The organism is Paenalcaligenes suwonensis (genome assembly GCF_011290505.1).
Lineage (GTDB): Bacteria > Pseudomonadota > Gammaproteobacteria > Burkholderiales > Burkholderiaceae_B > Paenalcaligenes > Paenalcaligenes suwonensis.
In genome coordinates, this window is sequence record NZ_JAANPV010000002.1 from 396,652 (window position 1) to 415,048 (window position 18,397).

Here is an 18,397-nt window from a genome sequence, read left to right on the forward strand (position 1 = left end):
TAAGCCGCCGCTAGCCTTATGCTTGCGGCGGTTTCTTATTTAACGTGCTGGCTTATGTGTGCCAACAACACCTGCAATGGGTGGCGCAAGCTTTGTTCGTTCAAGCGTTTCACCTGACTACGACACGAATACCCTGTCGCCAATACCTCGCCTTTTTCCGCAGGTGCTTCTAAATGCTTAGCCCACGATTGGCTGAAAATAGTCTTAGAGGTTTCTTGGTTACGGCTTTCATGCCCGTAGGTACCCGACATACCGCAACCCCCGCCGCTGGAATAGTCAGCGACAAGCCACAACGTTTGAATAACTGTGCCCACGGCTGAATGCTGTTAGGCGCGTTGGTTTTTTCGGTACAGTGCGGCAACAGTCGGTATAGCTGTTCGGTAGACGCCACTGCCACATCTTCCGGCAACGCATTCAGCAGCCATTCTTGCGGCAACTGCACTTGCGGCACGATACCGATGTCTGGCACCGAGGTGTATTCCTGACGGTACACCAAGGTCATGGCAGGGTCTAAACCCACCAATGGAATATCAAAGCCCGCTACCGTTTGCAGTTGGCGTGTATTGTGTATGGCAGCCTTTGCAAAAGCCTTACGGAAACCCTGTACATGCAACGGTTTACCGTTAGGATTTAACGGTGCTAACCAGACTTGGTAACCCAACCGTGAAGCCAGCTCTATTAGCGCAGCCAACACCGGCGTTTCAAAATAACGAGTGAAGACATCTTGCACAAGGATCACGCTACGAGCGCGCTCCTCTGCAGTCAGGGCTGTTAACGCCAATGGGGTGGCCGGGCGCACATTCCACTGCTGCAATACCTTAGCAAAATCCATAGAACTGAACAACGGGCTGTCCACCATGCCTATGCGTTTTTCCAGTAGGCCTTTTACCCACTTCTGGCGCAGCATGCCGTTATACAACCACGGCATTTTGCTTAGGTAAGGCATGCTGTATTCCAGCGAGGCAATCAAATAATCACGCATGGGGCGTGCATAACGACGGTGATATAGCCCCAAGAAGCGCGAGCGCAGTTCAGGGATATTCACTTTAATAGGACACTGCCCCACACACGACTTACAGGCCAAACACCCTGACATAGCGTCGTACACTTCGTGCGAGAAATCGGGTGTTTCCCGTGGGTCTTGTTTAGCCGCACGCTTTTTCCACAGCCCTTTCCAGAACGATTGTGGCTCTTGCTCTACCGCCAACACATCTACCCCAGACTGCTCTTGCAAGCGCAGCCATTCGCGCATTAACGATGCACGCCCTTTAGGGGAATGGGTACGTTCACGCGTGGCTTTCCACGACGGGCACATGGCATCGTTTAAGTCGTAGTTAAAACACGCGCCATTACCGTTACAGTGCATGGGCGTACCAAAGCTTTGCCACGTGCGCAGCGGCATTTGCCTGTCGTATTCACCACGCAGCGTCACTTTGTCGATCTTAAGCAAAGCCGCTTCAGGCTGAGTAGCGGGCGTAGCAATCTTGCCGGGGTTTAACTGGTTATGCGGGTCAAACGCGGCTTTAAGCTGCTGCAATGCCGGGTATAAATCACCGAAGAAAGCAGGCGCATATTCAGAACGTACCCCTTTACCATGCTCGCCCCACAGTAAACCGCCGTAACGCTGGGCCAATTCAGCTACCGCATCCGAAATCGGACGGATCATGGCCGCTTGGGCTGGGTCTTTCATGTCTAGCGCTGGACGCACGTGCAACACACCGGCATCCACGTGACCAAACATCCCGTATTCCAGATTATGGCTATCCAATACCGCACGGAATTCGGCAATAAAGTCGGCCAAATTTTCGGGTGGTACGGCTGCATCTTCCACAAAGGGTTGTGGGCGGGCTTCGCCTTCTACGTTACCCAGCAAGCCCACTGCACGTTTACGCATGCCGTACACGCGAGTGACGGCTTCAGAGCCTTGCGCAATGGTATGACCTAACCGAGTAACCGTTTGGTCTTGCTGCAAATGTGCAATAAAGGTCTGCACCTGCTCGTCTACTTCGGCTTCGCTGTCGCCACTGAATTCCACCAAGTTAATGCCCAAGGTTGGGCGTTCGTCTTGGGGGAAGTATTCCGACACGCTGTTCCAGACGAAATCTTTCATCGCCAGCATCAGCACCTTGGAATCCACCGTTTCAATGGACAAGGGGTTTTGTGCTTGCAAGGCATGCGCATCACGCAGCGCATCCATAAAGCTGCCGTAGCGCACGTTAATTAGTGTAGAAAACTTAGGAATGGGAAGCACATTGAGCTTGGCTTCAACCACAAAACCCAAGGTACCTTCAGCCCCACACAGCACACTGTTTACGTTGAAACGACCATCTTGCTCCCACAGGTGGGCCAAGTCGTAACCGGTTAAACAGCGGTTGAGTTTAGGAAAGCCCTTTTCAATTTGTTCGGCGCGCTCTTCGCTGATTTGGCGCGCAGTCCTAAATACATCGCCCACGCGACCTGGCTGCGCACAGGCTTGTTCTAATTGCTCTTTATCTAAAGGCTCGCCGTGCAGGTCTTCGCCGCCCAGCAATACCATGTCTAGCTCTAAGACGTGATCGCGCGTTTTACCGTATTTACAGCTACCCTGCCCGCTGGCATCGGTATTAATCATGCCGCCCAAGGTGGCACGGTTAGAGGTGGATAATTCTGGCGCAAAAAACAAACCATGCGGTTTCAGTGCCGCGTTCAATTGGTCTTTAACTACCCCTGCGCGTACACGCACCCAACGCTCTTCAACGTTGATTTCCAGTATCTGATTCAGGTGACGTGACAGATCCACCACAATGCCGTCTGTGAGCGACTGACCATTGGTGCCTGTGCCACCACCTCGTGGTGTGAGCGTAATGTTGCTATAGGCTTTCTCGCCCATCAAACTTGCCACACGGCGCACGTCCTCGATAGAGCGCGGAAACACCGCAGCTTGAGGCAAACGCTGGTAAATGGAGTTATCTGTAGCCAACACCGTACGGTGTGCGTAGTCGGCTTGAATCTCACCCGTGAAGCCACGCTGCGCCAGCGCCTTCAAAAAATCGGCATAACGGGGGGCTACTGGATCAAGGGTCTGGACGGAAGCAATATTCATAAAAACAAAACCACAGATTCCTGAGTTTTACTCATGTAAACTAATAAGAAAGGGCTAGTCTATAGTTTCAATGATTACAGGCTAGACTACAAACGAAATATTCACCGCCTAATGGTGAACAAAACTCATGAACGCTAGACATCTCACTCCTTCCATGTCGTTGCTGTTGGTGTTTGAGTCAGCCGCACGCCACGAAAGCTATACCCGTGCCGCTGAAGACTTATCCCTTAGCCAAAGCGCCATCAGTAAACAAGTACAGGCGCTGGAAAGCCATTTGGGACTACAGCTATTTAGGCGTGAAGGCCGCTCTGTTCGCCTAACCGATGCGGGCCGTAGATACTACATAGAGCTCACTCACGCGTTGGGTTCTATACGCAGCGCTACCCTACAAGCCATGTCGCATCAAAGCGGTAGTAGCACCCTGCGATTAGCCACCTTACCTACCTTTGGCTCTAAGTGGTTACTACCCCGTATTCATGAGTTTTACACCGCCAATTCAGGTATTACCATACACCTACATTCGCGTATTGGTGATCTGAACTTTGACCAAGGCGATTTAGATGCCGCCATTACCGTTGGCACCGGCTATTGGCCCGACTGTGTGGCTCACCCTCTGTTAAATGAGCAGTTGGTTGCTATCCTTAACCCTGACGTTGCCAAACAAAACGACGTCACACCGAAGTGGTTGGGTAAACAAATGCTGCTTACCATTAACAGTAACCCACAAGCCTGGGCCGACTGGTTTTCACACTTCGATTTACCCCACACTCAAATGCGTATGGGGCCAAGCTTTGAACTCACGTCGCACTTAATTCAAGCAGTGCGAGCGGGCATTGGTGCAGGTTTAGTACCTCAAGCCTTGATCTTAGACGAACTGCAACGCGGTGAACTACAAACCGTAGGCCCAGCGCTAATCAGCCCACGCAGCTATTACTTGGTCTACCCCAACCGCAATGCATCGCTGCCTTCGCTCATCGCTTTTAGGGAATGGCTATTACAACAATCGCCGCATGCAGCGGCGATTGTGTAGTACTAAAACCCGTATAACTGCGCCGGATTATCCGTTAGGATCTTCTGGCGTAACGCCGCATCGGGCAGCAATCTCAAAAGCTCATTGACCAAATCTTCGTCACGCGGCATGGGTGTAGGCAACTGCACATGCGGCCAATCTGTGCCAAATACACAGCGATCAGCACGCTTGTTCACCAAGGCCTGAAAGAACGGATCCACATCGGTAAACGGTGCTGTTTGCAATGTAGAAATACGATTAGGCCCGGTTAATTTCACCCAGGTTTTATCGTTTTCCAGCAGTTGCAACAGTGCCTGAAAACCCGGCTCTTGCGTGCCGTTGGCGGTAGAAACATGCCCCATGTGATCAATCACACTAGGGGTAGGCAATGCCGACAGCCTATCGACCAAATGCTCAAATCGTGACACATCTACTAAGAACTGTATGTGCCAGCCCAAACCTTGCAAACGGTTAGACAAGCTGCGTACATCATCAAAGGTAATACCACCGGGGAATACCAAATTGATGCGCACGCCGCGCACGCCCAGACGGTGCATACGCTCTAGCTCGGCGTCTGAAACTGACGCATCCACCACCGCTACACCACGCCATTCAATGTCATCATCTGCGGGTAAGTGCGCCAACGTATCCAGCATCAAACTATTGTCTGTGCCGTATACGCTAGGTTGCACCAACACAGCACGCTGAAAGCCTAAACGGCGCAACAACGTACGGTAGGACACTTCGCTGGCATCGGGTGGTGTATAGCTACGATTTACCTGATACGGGTACTGCGTTTGCGGCCCAAACAAATGCGCGTGGCAATCGCATGCCCCCATTGGTAGCGCCTCATTGGGCAAGCGACTCGCCACTATAGGACCGGGCACGGTGGGGGCAGCAATTGCTGCCTGTTCTACAACCAAACTAACCATCTATGTTCAACCTACCAAGCCTGGCAACCACAGTGTCACGGCTGGCACGTAGGCCACCAATGCCACCACTGCCAGCAACACTACCAAGAACGGCCACAAGTGACGCGCTACTTGCTCTACTGTTAACCCACTGATACTAGACGCCACAAACAAGGAATACCCCAGAGGTGGTGTCACCATGCCCACGGCAAAGTTAATGACCACCATGGCACCCAACTGAATGGGGTCTAGACCAATCTGTAAACCTACTGAAATCAGCACACCACTTAGAATCACCATGGCGGATACGGTGTCCATGATGGCACCCAACACCAACAACATCAGGTTGATCAGCAACAGTAATACAAAGGGGTTAGAGGTTAGGCTTAGCAATACATCACTGATTTGTGATGGAATTTGCTCACTCGCAATCACCCACGCAAAGCCGTAGGCCACTACGATGATGAACATGATGACCGTTGTGGTACGCAGCGAACCCATCAAAATAGCGGGCAATGCTTTCCACTTAAGGTCTTTGTACACGTACAAGCCAATAATCAAGCTGTACAACGCACCTACCATCGAGGCTTCGGTAGGCGTAAACACACCACCGTAAATACCACCCAAAATCACCACTGGTGCCATGATGGCCCAGAAGCCTTCACGCAGTGCCTTGAATACATCACTACCGCTTGGACGTTTTTCGGGTTGGATTTTGTGCTTGCGGGCGTACAGCACACTGACCACGCAGAAACCACCTGCCGCCAACAAACCGGGTACTACACCTGCCAAGAACAGTTTGGAAATGGATTCCTCGGCCAACACACCCCAAATAATCATAGGGATAGACGGTGGAATCATTTGCCCCAGTGGGCCAATAGAGGTAGCCAATGCCGCGCCGTAGCCACGTGAATAGCCACGTTGCTCCAGCTCGTTAATCATGATGGAACCCACGGCAGCAGTGGTAGCAGGAGCCGAACCGGAGATCGCACCAAAAAACGTACCCGCCGCCACGGTGGACATAGATAAACCGCCCGTGAAGTGGCCAAACAACGACGAGGCAATACGCACCAAACGTCGTGACAAGCCACCCGCCGTCATCAAGTCACCAGCCAGAATGAAGCCAGGAATAGCAATCAAGCTGGTAACGGCACTACCGGCCAATAAACGTTGCACCAGAATCATCTGGTCAAAATCGGCCATCCACAAGCCCACTGCGGTCAGTATCCCTAGCGTAAACGCAATGGGTACACCCATCAGTAGCATGATGAACAGCCCTGAAATCAGTACGATGCCGACTTCACTCATGATGTTTTCTCCTCGGAAGCTTTAGCAGGCACGGGCTGAAACAACAGCACCACAGAATGCAGCACAATTAAGGCCCCACTCACAGGAATCGCGGCCGTTTGCAGCCACAGCGGGTAACGCAATGCAGGCGACACCTGTGTAGCGGTGAACCCTACAAATTGCCAACCCGCCCATACCATTAGCGCACCAAACAACAGCACCAATATGCAGCTGATTTTTTCCAGGCTAACCTCTAGTGGGCGTGGCAGTGCCGACAATAGCAACGTAATACGTACGTGCCCCTGTTCTTGCACCATCACACTAGAAAACAAAAAGATGCTCCAGCTAAATGCCAATACCGCCACCTCATCTGACCACGCCAGAGAAGCGTTCAGCACATAACGGAAAAACACACCATCCAGCAAGGAAAAAACCATGACCAACAAGCAAAGCGCGGCCAGAACGGCCGTGCCTCTGCTTATCCACTTGCTGACATTCTCAAGATACTTGTTCATGTCGCCGCTCACGAGAAAAAAGACATCACACTAGCTACGTGACTTATTGAGTCACTTGACCCAAAGCACGATCAAACACGTCGCCACCGATGCTGTCGCGGTACTCGTCGTACACAGGCTTCACGGCTTCACGGAATGCCGCTGCATCAGCCACTTCATTCACTTGCATACCCTCAGCAGCAATACGCTCCAGCAAGTCCACTTCGTTCTGGGCTACGGCAACACGTTGACGCTCAATCGCTTTACGCGCAGCGGCTTGAACAATGGCTTGTTCTTCTGCGCTCATGCGGTTGAAAGCACGTTTGGACATCAACAATGGCAACGCGTTGTAGGTGTGGTTAGTCAAGGACAGGTATTTCACTTCACCGGCGTATTTGTTGGCGTAAATCACCGCCAATGGGATTTCCAAGCCATCTACCGTACCTTGTTGTACAGCGGTGAAAGCATCGCTCCATGGCAGTGCCACTGGGTTAGCACCCAATGCTTTGAAGCTAGTCAAAAACAAGCTGCTAGGCTGTACGCGCAGTTTCAAACCCTTGAACTCGGCAGGTACAGTGATAGGACGTTGGTTGTTAATCGCGTGACGGAAACCCGCTTCTGCAAAGCCCAAACCTACGATCCCTTTGGCATCCAAGCGTTGCAACAAGTCTTGGCCCACTTCGCCATCCAATACCTCGTGTGCTTGCTGTTTGTTGGCAAACAAGAACGGCAAGTCAGTCAGCTGGAATGCAGGCTCAATCGTGCCTACTTGTGTACCAGTGATAACACCCGCATCCAAGGTACCCATTTGCATACCTTGCAGCATTTCAGTGTCGTTACCTAACTGGTTGCTAGGGAAAAACTTCACACTGAATTGACCTGGTGCAGCGGCTTCCAGCTCTTCTTGAAAGTAATGTGCAGTAATCGCATAAGGATCAACCGCACTGTCAGATGTAGTCCAACCTAAACGGATGTTGGTAACAGCCTGTGCTGCTCCGACCACACCCAGTGTTAATGCACAAGCCAGCGCTACGCGCCATTTACCCTGTTTGCTTCCAATCATTACATCGCTCCTAAATATTCATGTCGTGTGCTGGTTTTATTCCTCTTTGCACACCCTACTTGTACTACAAGTTTTTTTATCATAACATTTAAAACATAGAGCTTTGCAACCAAAAGCCTTGCCACAAAACAAAATAAATAGATTTACCCTATATAAAACCTGTTTACCAAGTAGTAAAAACAAGGAAAAAAGACTCAAAAAACAGACAACTTGACCAACAAGAAGCGTAGCAACTTCCATAAAAAAGACCTGAATCTGGTACTTTTCAGGGCCGAATAGACAAGTAACGGTAACTTGTTATCAAGTAACAAGCTCCGATGTTATGATAGCCACATGAAAAAAAGCCCCGCATCCTCTAGACGTCAGCTATCGGAAGACATCTCGCGTTATTTAGAAACCGAGATTGCTCAAGGCCGCCTTAAACCTGGCGATCGCATCCCCACAGAATCACAGTTGACCACCATGTTCGAGGTCAGCCGTAATGTGGTGCGCGAAGCCGTAGCACGGCTTAAATCTGACGGCTTAGTAGAAAGCCATCAGGGGTTAGGCGCTTTTGTGTCCGAGCGCGGGCTACACAACAGTTTCAAGATAGATCATGAAGAGCTCAAAACCCTCTCAAAGCTGCGCCAGCTCTATGAGATGCGTTTAGACCTAGAGGTGTCTGCCGCCGGCATGGCCGCTAGACGTCGCACCCGCAGCCAGCTAGAAGCCATACAAAATGCCTTCTTAGAACTGCGCGAAGCCCTGCACCTTAACCAAGAATTGATTGAAAAAAGCTTGGCCTTTAAGCGTGCCATTGCCGAAGCTACTGCGAACGAATACTTCAAGAACTTCATCCTATTCCTGACCGCCCACATCTTTGAAGTGGCGGCTCTGGAACGGCGCGTAGAACACTCCAGCACACTGAAACGAACACTGCTGCAAGAGTACCAAGCCATCTTTGATGCCATCTTGTTGGGCGACCCTGACTTAGCGCGCCGTGCAACTTGGCAACAAGTGATTAATTCGGCTGAACGTAACGGTTTACAAGGCCTGCAAGGCTGGGAAATCACTCGCATGACTTCTCTGGGTGAAACCTATGCCCCACCCTGCCCTGCGCCACTACCGGTCAACACCGCCCCGACGATTACGCTACCCGAAGGTGCGTGCGATTGCCATTTCCACATTATTGGCGACTCGTCTGTGCACCCTTTCACGGCGCACCGTTCTTACACCCCGCCACTGGCCACACTTGAAAGCTACAAAGCCCTACAGCAAACACTGGGGCTTAGCCGTGGCGTCATTGTGCAGCCTAGCGTGTACGGCTACGACAATAGCGTGCTGCTAGAAGCTTTAAAAGAAGGTGGCGAGAACTACCGTGGCGTGGTGGTGATTAGCCAACAAACCAGCGACGAAGAACTGTGGCGTATGCACGCACTAGGGGTACGAGGCGTACGTATCAACTTGTTGTACAAGAGCGGCGTAGAGGTATCAGACGTCACCAGCCTTGCCTACCGCATCGCCCCACTGGGGTGGCACTTGCAGTTGCTGGTAGATATCTCGGAGTTTGCTGACCTATACGACACCTTGGCCTACTTGCCTGTAGAGGTAGTGATTGACCACATGGGCCACATGCCTGCCAGCATTGGCACTGCACACCACGGTTTCCAAGCGCTGCTACGCTTGCTGCACGAAAACAAAGTGTGGGTGAAGCTATCTGGCCCGTATCGCTTCACCAACCAAGACACAACGCCCTATCAAGACGTAGCCCCCTACGCCAGCGCGCTGATAGAAGCCAACGCGTCGCGCATGCTGTGGGCCACCGACTGGCCGCACGTGTGCATACGTGTGCCTATGCCTAACGACACCACACTCTTGGAAGACTTCTTCACCTGGGCCAACCACGACGAGAAAATCATCCACCAAATCTTGGTAGACAACCCAGCACGTTTGTACGGTTTCTAAACGCAGCACATATAAAAAAGCCCTGCTTGTTGCCACCATGGACACACAAGCAGGGCTTTTTTGCGGCTGTAGCTTAACGGCGTTTAGAACCGCCTTTTTTGCCACTGCCACCACCAAAGCCGCCCATCATATTACGCATGCCGTTAGCCATGCCGCCCATACCACTCATGGCGCGCATCATTTTGGCCATACCGCCGCCTTTCATTTTCTTCATCATGCCGCTCATCTGATCGTATTGATTCAGCAAACGATTGACCTCTTGCACCGGCACACCAGAACCCGCTGCGATACGACGCTTCCTAGAGGCTTTCAGCAACTCGGGCTTCGCACGCTCTTGAGGAGTCATGGAGTTCAAGATACCTTCGGTACGACGCAGTTGTTTCTCGGCTTCGCCGCCTTGCAACTGCTCAGCCGCTTGCGCAAACTGCGCAGGCAGTTTTTTCAGCAATGAGCCCATGTCGCCCATTTTTTTCACTTGCTGCAACTGATCGCGGAAATCGTTCAAATCAAAGCGGTCGCCCGATTTGATCTTCTGCGCCATTTTCTCGGCTTCAGCGATATCAATATTGCGTTGCGCTTGCTCTACCAGCGAAACGATATCGCCCATCCCCAAAATACGTTGCGCCATGCGCTCTGGGTGGAAAGGCTCTAGGCCGTCAACTTTTTCCGATACCCCAACAAACTTCAGAGGTTTGCCTGTGATGTGGCGCACGGAAAGCGCCGCTCCACCGCGGGAGTCACCATCTAACTTGGTCAGCACCACACCAGTCAGCGGCAGTGCTTCACCAAAGGCTTTAGCGACGTTGACCGCATCCTGACCCTGCATCGCATCGACTACAAACAAGGTTTCCACCGGCTTCACCGCTTGGTGCAACTGCTGGATTTCTTGCATCATGGCTTCGTCTACACCCAGGCGACCCGCCGTATCCAGAATCAGCACATCGTAGTGATGACGCTTGGCGTGATCTACCGCGCGATTCGCGATATCCACTGGTTTTTCAGACGGGTCGGTAGGCAGGAAGTCCACACCCACTTGGGCGGCAACGGTCTTCAACTGCTCGATCGCGGCTGGACGGTACACGTCAGCACTGACCACCAATACTTTCTTCTTGCCTGTTTTGCGACCGTGCTGGGTATGCCCCCCCTCGTTTAACCATTTCGCTAACTTGGCAGTGGTGGTGGTTTTACCCGCACCCTGCAAACCAGCCATCAAAATTACAGCTGGTGGTTGTGTGGCTAAGGACAGTTCACTGGCTTCTTCACCTAGGTCGGCACCCATCAGCGAGGTCAGCTGCTTGTGCACCACCCCCACCAATGCCTGACCAGGGTTCAGGGAGTCGGCAACATCGCTGCCCAGAGACTCTTCTTTGACCTTTGCGATGAACTCCCGCACCACGGGCAACGCAACGTCAGCCTCAAGTAACGCCATGCGCACTTCGCGCAGCATATCCTGTGTGTTGGCTTCGGTAAGACGCGCCTGACCACGCATTGTTTTTACAACACGGGCCATGCGCTGAGTAAGATTTTCGAACATATGGCTGGTTTCGCTTAAACTAGTGATTCGTCGGGGTTACTACCCGGTTCAGGGCCAAGCGCCCTGTAAAGCTTTAATCGTCTGTCGGATATTTATGTCTGCAAGCATTGTATTTCACTTGCTGGCCCCTCTGGCTTATATTGTATTAGCGATTGTCTTATGGCGTCCTATTACTCGAGGCAGCCAGCAACCTGTACTCAGCGGGACATGTCGCATCGCCCTGCTTGCTGCCATCGTACTACATGGCGCCGGGCTCTTGCTCACCATTATATTGCCACAAGGCCTGCACTTAGGGTGGGCATTGGCACTTTCAGCCGCCATATGGCTGGGAATGGTGGTGTTCTGGTTTGAAAGTTTATTTTTGCGCTTAGACAGCCTACTGCTGATTCTATTGCCTGTTGCAACTATCGCGAGCTTACTAGCCGCCTTGGTGCCTGGCGGCTCTATTATCCCCCACGGGGATAGCGAATGGCTGCGCATACACTTATTAATTGCGATTGCTGCCTACGGCTTAATGACTGTAGCTGCCTTGCATGCCATCTTAATGACGGCACTAGACAGGCAACTGCACCGCCCTGCTGCGCACTCTGAAACCCCTACCCTACTGTACCGTGCACTGGACACCATGCCACCACTGCTGGTACAGGAAGAGCTGCTGTTTCGCTTAATACGCATAGGCTTCGTGATGCTGACGCTGACTATCGTTTCCGGTAGCGCCGTCAACCTGCATCTAGTAGGCCAGCTCTTACCCATGGACCACAAAACCATCTTCACGCTGCTCTCGTGGCTCACATTTGGTGGTTTGCTATTAGGACGCCGCATTTGGGGCTGGCGCGGCCGCACAGCCTTACGCTGGATGCTAGCGGGGTCAGCTTTCTTAATTTTGGCGTACTCCGGTACCCGTTTTGTTTTAGACGTTATTTTGCAGCGAGGCGCACTTGGTTAAGGTTTTACTCTGGGTCGTTGTTATTCTGGCCGTTATTCTGGTGATGCGCGTCATCGCTGCACAAAAACTCAGACAGAACCAACAGAACCGCACGTCTCAACACAATCGTTCGCAGCCATCAAAAGGCAAAGCAGAGCCTATGGTACGTTGCGAGCACTGCGGTGTGCACTTGCCTCGCTCACAAGCCTTGATGAGCGACGGCCATACTTGGTGCAGCTTGGACCACGCTAAACATGGCCCCCGCAAGTAATAACGCACTGCACCTGCAAGCCGACGGCTGGTTAGCCCCAGCCGAGGGGGTTACACGCGCACCATCACCCAACTTCGATACGCGCCCAGAAGGTGGGCCTATAGATTTATTGGTGATTCACAATATCAGCTTGCCGCCCAATGTCTTTGAAGGCAACGCAATTATTGATTTCTTCCAAAACAAGCTAGATATCAGTAGCCACCCGTGGTTCGAGAACATACGCGGCGTAACCGTATCGGCACACTTTTTAGTACGCCGTGATGGCGAGATTGTGCAGTTTGTCTCTACCCTAGATAGAGCGTGGCACGCGGGGGTTTCTAACCACCACGGCCGCGAAGTCTGCAATGACTTCTCTATTGGTATAGAAATGGAAGGTAGCGACTCCTGCCCTTTTGAAGCCGCCCAATACCAGCGCTTAAACCAGCTTTCACAAGCCTTGGCTGAACGCCACGACCTGCACGCCATACGCGGGCACGAGCACATTGCACCGGGCCGCAAAACCGACCCCGGCCCATTTTTTGATTGGGAGTCCTATGCCAGCAACAGCCCATGGCCACGCCGGCATTTTCCAGACTTACTCGAACTAGACTAACCTGCTTACACGCCTATATTGCTAGGTACGGAGCTGTGGTTATCGCTTACCCACATCACGACGGCATCTTGTTCTGAGGTAGAAATCAGCGCATGCCCCATTTGCCCGTCGAAGTAAATGCAATGACCTGCATGCAGTTCCACAGGACCGTAGAACTCTGACATAAACATCACACTGCCTTCCAGCACGGTCAAAAACACTTCGCCTAAATGACGAATCAGCTTGCCGTTGAAATCGCGCAAATTACGTGCCCGTACCACCGTACGAAATGGCAGCATTTTCTTGTGCGACAAATCAGAAGCCAACAACTCATGCACATAGGCTTTGCCTTCCAGCAATGGCCCTTGCTCGCCCTGCATTAGGCTACGACGCGCTGCCGCACCTTGATTACTACCACCTGCCCCAACCAAGTCCACCAAATCCAGCCGTAAACCGGCTGCAATTTTCTGAATGAGATCAAAAGTGGGCGACATACCACCGTTTTCAATTTTGGATAGCGTAGATTTTGCTACCCCAGTTTCTGCACTGGCTTGCTCCAGCGTCCAACCCTGCTCACGGCGCAAATGTCGCAAACGTTCGCCAAAAGCATTACGACTGATTGGCGCTGCTGGCTCAATCAGCGGGTTATGTTTTGCTGCCCTAGACACCACTGTGTCGCTTGTAGATTCCACCATCGTAGATTTTTTCAATTTTTAAGAGATAATAAGCACTATAACGTAGCTGCTATGGAATGCGCTACTTAGCATTTAGGCATAAAGCAGGTTACGCACATAAAGTTTCCCATTGGAAACATAACAATTACGGAGACAACGGCTTCATGTATCACGTCAAAAAAGCCAGCCAATCTTGGTATGGCCAAAGCATAGGGATTTTGATTTTAGATGCAGCCTACCCCTGCATTCCAGGCAACGTAGGCAACGCCACCACCTTCGACTACCCCGTGTGCTACCAAGAGGTACGCGGCGCGTCTATAGACAGGCTACTCAACCAACGCGACCCTGAACTGATCAAGCCCTTTATAGAAGCCGCTCAAGAACTAGAACGCCGTGGCATAAAAGCCATTACTGGTGCGTGCGGCTTTATGGCACTGTTTCAAAAAGAAGTGGCCGCTTCGGTGAACATTCCCGTGTTTTTATCTAGCCTGATGCAAATCCCCTTTATTCATGCCCTAACACGCAAGCCGGTGGGCATTATTACGGCCAATGCCTGCCAGCTTGGCCCCATGCACTTTTCTGCATTAGGTATTGCTGACAGTATTCCCGTGGTGATCGCGGGCATGGAACAGCAACCCGAATTCAGCAGCGCTATCTTGGAGGAAAAAGGTAGCCTATGCTCGACTACCATTGAGTCTGAAGTCACTAGCGTTGCCCGCCACATGCTGACGCAACACCCAGACTTAGGGGCCATTTTACTGGAATGCAGCGATTTACCGCCCTACGCACATGCCGTACAACGTGACACCCAACTGCCCGTATTCGACTTCATCACCATGATTGATTACGTATACCACTCCTTGGTGCGTAAACCCTATCACGGGCACATGTAAGGCCTAAGCGCGTTCCACACAAAAACGCCCCAAAGACCGCAATAGTCTTTGGGGCGTTTTGCAGCACCTACTGACGTAGGTGCTATGACTGGTAAACCTTAGCCCAACAGCAGCTTGTTTACACGTCTCACGAAAGCCGCAGGGTCTTCTACGTGCGCACCTTCAGCCAACAAGGCTTGATCCAACAGCACCAACGCCAAATCTTCGAATTGGCTATCGTCAGCACTTTGCAGACGTGCTGCAAACGCGTGCTCGGGGTTCAGTTCTAAGATAGGTTTAACCGTAGGTACTTCTTGGCCTGCCGCCTGCAACATGCGAATCAGGTGTGGGCTTAGTTCGTTCTCATCCACTACCACACACGCTGGGGAATCCACCAAACGCGATGTCACACGTACTTCTTTGACCTTTTCGCCCAGCGCTGTTTGCAGACGCTCTACCAAAGGTTTGAAGTTTTCAGCGACTTCTTCCTGGTGTTTTTTCTCGGCTTCGTCTTCCAAGCTCGCCAAGTCCAAGCCACCTTTAGCTACAGACACCAGTGCTTTACCGTCAAACTCATGCAGGTACGACAACATCCACTCGTCCACGCGGTCAGACATCAACAATACTTCAATGCCTTTTTTGCGGAACACTTCCAGATGCGGGCTGTTCGCGGCTGCGGTGTAAGAATCAGCCGTGACGTAGTAAATCTTGTCTTGGCCTTCTTTCATGCGCGAAATGTAATCGGCAAACGAGACATCTTGTGCCGCACTGTTATTGTGCGTAGAGGCAAAGCGCAGCAACGCCGCGATTTTCTCTTTGTTGCCCTGATCTTCGCCTGTACCTTCTTTCAGCACTTGGCCAAAGTTAGCCCAGAACTCAGCGTATTCTTCCTTACGGTTTTCAGCCAAGTCTTCCAGCAATACCAACAAGCGGCGTGTATTACCTTCGCGAATCGCACGTACATCACGGCTTTCTTGCAGAATTTCACGCGACACGTTCAATGGCAAATCAGCAGAATCCACCACACCACGCACAAAACGCAGGTAGTTAGGCAGCAACTGATCCGCATCGTCCATGATGAACACGCGTTTTACGTACAGCTTCACGCCGTGCTTGGCATCGCGATCCCATAAATCAAAGGCCGCATGCTTAGGCACATACAGCAATTGCGTGTATTCGCTACGACCCTCTACGCGGTTATGTGTCCACGCCAATGGGTTTTCGTAATCGTGGGCAATGTGTTTGTAGAACTCTTGGTACTGCTCATCAGAGATTTCTGAGCGCGAGCGCGTCCACAACGCATTAGCTTGGTTAACAGTTTCCCAATCGCTAAGCGTAATTTGTTTGGACTCTTTCTCGTCCCACTCTTCTTTGAGCATTTGCACGGGCAAAGAAATGTGGTCAGAGTAACGGCGCAATACGGCGCGCAAGCGCCAGCCGTCTAGGAACTCGTCGGCGTCATCACGCAGGTACAGAGTAACGGAGGTACCGTGATCGGCTTTCTCGGCAGGGCTCACGGTGAACTCACCTAACCCCTCGGACTCCCACAACACACCGTCGGTTTCCACATCGCCAGCGCGACGTGACAATACCGATACTTTGTTTGCCACGATAAAGGAGGAGTAAAAACCCACACCAAATTGACCAATTAACTGGGCATCTTTTTGTTTGTCGCCCGTTAATTGCGTAAAGAATTCTTTGGTCCCCGAACGCGCGATAGTACCTAAGTTGGCAATCGCTTCGTCGCGGTTCATACCAATACCATTATCGCTAATGGTCAGTGTCTTACCTTCTTTGTCGTAGGTGACACGTATACGTAGTTCGCTATCGCCTTCCAACAACTCGGGTCGGTCTATGGCTTCAAAGCGCAACTTATCGCAAGCATCAGACGCGTTGGATACCAACTCGCGCAGAAAAATCTCTTTGTTGCTATACAGCGAGTGAATCATCAACTGCAGCAACTGCTTGACCTCAGTCTGAAAACCTAGGGTCTCGGCTGCCTGAACATTATTCTCGGTTTGGCTCATGGTTACGTATTTACTCAGTTGTCATCAACAAGCTATAGCGGCATCTGCCGCCAGCGCATTAATCTAGTAACTGGGGACACATAACCAAATATCAAGAGCCATGCTATTAGCTGGCTTCCAGATAGCGCTGGTAGGCCAACTTCGCTACCGCCACCACATCAAAACTGCGAGCAATATCGCTGTGTGCTAACTGCTCTACATCGAACCACTTTGCCTCTAGGGCATCGTCCCCGGCATAGGCATCGCCAGCTATCCAACTACACGCTACGGCAATCAATAAATAGTGCTGGCGCAACGCTCCATCAGCGTCTATATCGTGCACATCTACCGCCGTCACCACCTGCAAAGCTTTCGCTTGTACGGACGTTTCCTCAGAAATTTCGCGCTCCGTCGCCACTAACACCGCCTCCCCAAAATCTATCTTGCCACCCGGAAAGCTCCACCGCCCTACGTCGGGTGCATTGCGTCGTCGAATCATCAACACCTGACCGTCTTTACACACCACACCCAACGTGGCGGCGATGGGTCTGCGCACAGGCGCTACATGGGTTTCTAGGCTGCTGTTCATGCTCATGTATCTCTAGTCCTTACTCTTACCGCCTGACGTAGTCGCCAAACCCTAGAACAATATCACTGCTACACGCTTTCTAGCGGCTATACCCTTAACGATAATTGGCTCTAGTGGGTCGTGACTTTTATCGTTATGACTTGACCATACGCCCTTGTAACTACCCCTCAAAAAGCCCAAACGTTATTTTTTTGAAGAAAAATGAACTATTTTGCATTTGGCTCTTGATCATCTTGGAATTTGCGCTATAATTCTTTTCTTTCCTAGCACATGTTTCAAACGAAACATCCACGCCTAGAAGTTGCCCGGGTGGTGGAATTGGTAGACGCGTCGGACTCAAAATCCGATACCGAAAGGTGTGCCGGTTCGATTCCGGCCCCGGGCACCAAGAACACTAAAAAAGACCGCTTTTTTAAGCGGTCTTTTTTTCGTCTTTTTTATGACTCTATACACCCAAAAGCAATCAATTACATTGTAAGCATCATTACTCAAAGACGGTTTGTAAGCAACTGATACATAAGAGCGACGTGATGATAAATCTGCCTCTCTTTACTCTTCCCCAAACCCGGATAATGCAACGCAACCACATCTGCCGCAAAACTCTGCAACGCCTTATCATTACCAAACATCTCCGGGGCGTGCCGTGCTCGCAGAACCAACTTCCCCGCAGCCTGAAGGTATTTTCCACCCACAGTACCCACATTACGCTCCGTATCATCGGAAACAAAATGCTCCACCCACACAGCCCCGCCTTGGCCTTTGAAAGTACCATGTATTGCAACCGCCGCTGCAGGGCCGCCGCCTCCTTCAAAAGTAGCACCCAGCACCGTGTAATCCCCAAACCCAACACCCTCACTCAGAAAACTTAAATGCCGATCTGTAAAAAACTCAATACCCTCATAATCAGCATTCCGCGCTTTACGTTGAAAATCATCCCGAATTGAATCGACCAGGGTTTAGTAGATACTCTTTAGCCTCATAATACTCACAGAGGAGAAGATTATGAGTCATGTACGATTCACCGAAGAATTCAAGCTAGAAGCCATCAAACAAGTGACCGAATACAAGAGGTCGGTGGCTGATGTTGCGCAACGTCTGGGAGTCTCAACGCACAGCATCTATGTTTGGCTCAAGCGCTATGCCAAGCCTGTCGAGCAGCGTCAGC

Annotated in this window: 16 protein-coding genes, 1 tRNA gene and 1 pseudogene; 8 read left to right on the forward strand and 10 right to left on the reverse strand. The window is 51.4% G+C overall.

All coding sequences use genetic code 11. The features are described from left to right. Positions 1-35 precede the first annotated feature (35 nt). A pseudogene (ydiJ, locus tag GY634_RS05050) lies at positions 36-3,082 on the reverse strand (D-2-hydroxyglutarate dehydrogenase YdiJ). Positions 3,083-3,209: 127 nt separating this feature from the next. Between ydiJ and GY634_RS05055 the strand changes: the two are divergent. Beyond that, the gene (locus GY634_RS05055) at positions 3,210-4,112 is read left to right on the forward strand and encodes a LysR substrate-binding domain-containing protein (RefSeq protein WP_166407479.1); all 903 of its coding nucleotides are present in this window, start codon (positions 3,210-3,212) and stop codon (positions 4,110-4,112) included. A 2-nt stretch (positions 4,113-4,114) separates the two neighbouring features. Here GY634_RS05055 and GY634_RS05060 read toward each other — a convergent pair whose 3' ends face one another. From GY634_RS05060 to GY634_RS05075, 4 genes are read right to left on the reverse strand one after another with little or no spacing between them, the layout of a single operon-like run. After that, complete coding sequence (locus GY634_RS05060) at positions 4,115-5,023, reverse strand: amidohydrolase family protein (RefSeq protein WP_207625505.1); 909 nt, start codon at positions 5,021-5,023, stop codon at positions 4,115-4,117. A 6-nt stretch (positions 5,024-5,029) separates the two neighbouring features. Continuing rightward, the gene (locus GY634_RS05065; protein WP_166407480.1) at positions 5,030-6,310 is read right to left on the reverse strand and encodes a TRAP transporter large permease; all 1,281 of its coding nucleotides are present in this window, start codon (positions 6,308-6,310) and stop codon (positions 5,030-5,032) included. Then, positions 6,307-6,804: a TRAP transporter small permease gene (locus GY634_RS05070; protein ID WP_166407481.1), complete on the reverse strand. Its 498-nt coding sequence runs from the start codon at positions 6,802-6,804 to the stop codon at positions 6,307-6,309. The genes GY634_RS05065 and GY634_RS05070 overlap by 4 nt, the downstream gene beginning before the upstream one ends. 43 nt (positions 6,805-6,847) lie before the next feature. Further along, positions 6,848-7,846: a TRAP transporter substrate-binding protein gene (locus GY634_RS05075; RefSeq protein WP_166407482.1), complete on the reverse strand. Its 999-nt coding sequence runs from the start codon at positions 7,844-7,846 to the stop codon at positions 6,848-6,850. A gap of 333 nt (positions 7,847-8,179) precedes the next feature. On the opposite strand from GY634_RS05075, the gene GY634_RS05080 reads away from it, so the two are divergent. After that, positions 8,180-9,790 (forward strand): amidohydrolase family protein, encoded by a 1,611-nt coding sequence (locus tag GY634_RS05080; protein WP_166407483.1) that lies wholly within the window; start codon positions 8,180-8,182, stop codon positions 9,788-9,790. 73 nt (positions 9,791-9,863) lie between these two features. Here the strand turns inward: GY634_RS05080 and ffh are convergent, their stop codons facing one another. Beyond that, positions 9,864-11,324, reverse strand: a complete 1,461-nt coding sequence (ffh, locus tag GY634_RS05085) for a signal recognition particle protein (RefSeq protein ID WP_166407484.1) — start codon at positions 11,322-11,324, stop codon at positions 9,864-9,866. A gap of 94 nt (positions 11,325-11,418) precedes the next feature. On the opposite strand from ffh, the gene GY634_RS05090 reads away from it, so the two are divergent. From GY634_RS05090 to ampD, 3 genes are read left to right on the forward strand one after another with little or no spacing between them, the layout of a single operon-like run. Then, positions 11,419-12,270: a cytochrome C assembly family protein gene (locus tag GY634_RS05090; RefSeq protein WP_166407485.1), complete on the forward strand. Its 852-nt coding sequence runs from the start codon at positions 11,419-11,421 to the stop codon at positions 12,268-12,270. Beyond that, positions 12,263-12,520: a PP0621 family protein gene (locus GY634_RS05095; RefSeq protein ID WP_166407486.1), complete on the forward strand. Its 258-nt coding sequence runs from the start codon at positions 12,263-12,265 to the stop codon at positions 12,518-12,520. Before GY634_RS05090 ends, GY634_RS05095 begins: the two co-directional genes overlap by 8 nt. After that, on the forward strand, positions 12,504-13,112 hold the full coding sequence (gene ampD / locus GY634_RS05100) for a 1,6-anhydro-N-acetylmuramyl-L-alanine amidase AmpD (RefSeq protein WP_166407487.1): 609 nt from the start codon (positions 12,504-12,506) through the stop codon (positions 13,110-13,112). Before GY634_RS05095 ends, ampD begins: the two co-directional genes overlap by 17 nt. Positions 13,113-13,117: 5 nt before the next feature. Here ampD and GY634_RS05105 read toward each other — a convergent pair whose 3' ends face one another. After that, the gene (locus GY634_RS05105) at positions 13,118-13,786 is read right to left on the reverse strand and encodes a helix-turn-helix domain-containing protein (RefSeq protein WP_166407488.1); all 669 of its coding nucleotides are present in this window, start codon (positions 13,784-13,786) and stop codon (positions 13,118-13,120) included. Positions 13,787-13,929: 143 nt separating this feature from the next. On the opposite strand from GY634_RS05105, the gene GY634_RS05110 reads away from it, so the two are divergent. After that, positions 13,930-14,658 carry an aspartate/glutamate racemase family protein gene (locus GY634_RS05110; RefSeq protein ID WP_166407489.1) on the forward strand — a complete coding sequence of 243 codons (729 nt, stop codon included), beginning with the start codon at positions 13,930-13,932 and terminating at the stop codon, positions 14,656-14,658. Positions 14,659-14,756: 98 nt separating this feature from the next. Here the strand turns inward: GY634_RS05110 and htpG are convergent, their stop codons facing one another. After that, the gene (htpG, locus tag GY634_RS05115; protein ID WP_166407490.1) at positions 14,757-16,664 is read right to left on the reverse strand and encodes a molecular chaperone HtpG; all 1,908 of its coding nucleotides are present in this window, start codon (positions 16,662-16,664) and stop codon (positions 14,757-14,759) included. Between the two features lie 106 nt (positions 16,665-16,770). Further along, the gene (locus tag GY634_RS05120; RefSeq protein WP_166407491.1) at positions 16,771-17,238 is read right to left on the reverse strand and encodes an NUDIX hydrolase; all 468 of its coding nucleotides are present in this window, start codon (positions 17,236-17,238) and stop codon (positions 16,771-16,773) included. A 297-nt stretch (positions 17,239-17,535) separates the two neighbouring features. Between GY634_RS05120 and GY634_RS05125 the strand changes: the two genes are divergently transcribed. Continuing rightward, positions 17,536-17,620 (forward strand) — tRNA-Leu (locus tag GY634_RS05125). A 100-nt stretch (positions 17,621-17,720) separates the two neighbouring features. Here the strand turns inward: GY634_RS05125 and GY634_RS05130 are convergent. Next, on the reverse strand, positions 17,721-18,185 hold the full coding sequence (locus GY634_RS05130; protein ID WP_166407517.1) for a sce7725 family protein: 465 nt from the start codon (positions 18,183-18,185) through the stop codon (positions 17,721-17,723). Positions 18,186-18,234: 49 nt separating this feature from the next. Between GY634_RS05130 and GY634_RS05135 the strand changes: the two genes are divergently transcribed. Further along, the coding region (locus tag GY634_RS05135; protein WP_166407492.1) for a transposase at positions 18,235-18,397 on the forward strand (163 nt) is incomplete at its 3' end.

Bases quoted from the DNA above. Each gene is read 5' to 3' on its own strand.
- GY634_RS05110 (WP_166407489.1), top strand. From the start codon at position 13,930: ATGTATCACGTCAAAAAAGCCAGCCAATCTTGGTATGGCCAAAGCATA.
- htpG (WP_166407490.1), bottom strand. From the start codon at position 16,664: ATGAGCCAAACCGAGAATAATGTTCAGGCAGCCGAGACCCTAGGTTTT.
- ffh (WP_166407484.1), bottom strand. From the start codon at position 11,324: ATGTTCGAAAATCTTACTCAGCGCATGGCCCGTGTTGTAAAAACAATG.
- GY634_RS05060 (WP_207625505.1), bottom strand. From the start codon at position 5,023: ATGGTTAGTTTGGTTGTAGAACAGGCAGCAATTGCTGCCCCCACCGTG.
- GY634_RS05105 (WP_166407488.1), bottom strand. From the start codon at position 13,786: ATGGTGGAATCTACAAGCGACACAGTGGTGTCTAGGGCAGCAAAACAT.
- GY634_RS05120 (WP_166407491.1), bottom strand. From the start codon at position 17,238: ATGAGCATGAACAGCAGCCTAGAAACCCATGTAGCGCCTGTGCGCAGA.
- GY634_RS05080 (WP_166407483.1), top strand. From the start codon at position 8,180: ATGAAAAAAAGCCCCGCATCCTCTAGACGTCAGCTATCGGAAGACATC.
- GY634_RS05090 (WP_166407485.1), top strand. From the start codon at position 11,419: ATGTCTGCAAGCATTGTATTTCACTTGCTGGCCCCTCTGGCTTATATT.
- GY634_RS05055 (WP_166407479.1), top strand. From the start codon at position 3,210: ATGAACGCTAGACATCTCACTCCTTCCATGTCGTTGCTGTTGGTGTTT.
- GY634_RS05070 (WP_166407481.1), bottom strand. From the start codon at position 6,804: ATGAACAAGTATCTTGAGAATGTCAGCAAGTGGATAAGCAGAGGCACG.
- ampD (WP_166407487.1), top strand. From the start codon at position 12,504: ATGGCCCCCGCAAGTAATAACGCACTGCACCTGCAAGCCGACGGCTGG.
- GY634_RS05075 (WP_166407482.1), bottom strand. From the start codon at position 7,846: ATGATTGGAAGCAAACAGGGTAAATGGCGCGTAGCGCTGGCTTGTGCA.
- GY634_RS05065 (WP_166407480.1), bottom strand. From the start codon at position 6,310: ATGAGTGAAGTCGGCATCGTACTGATTTCAGGGCTGTTCATCATGCTA.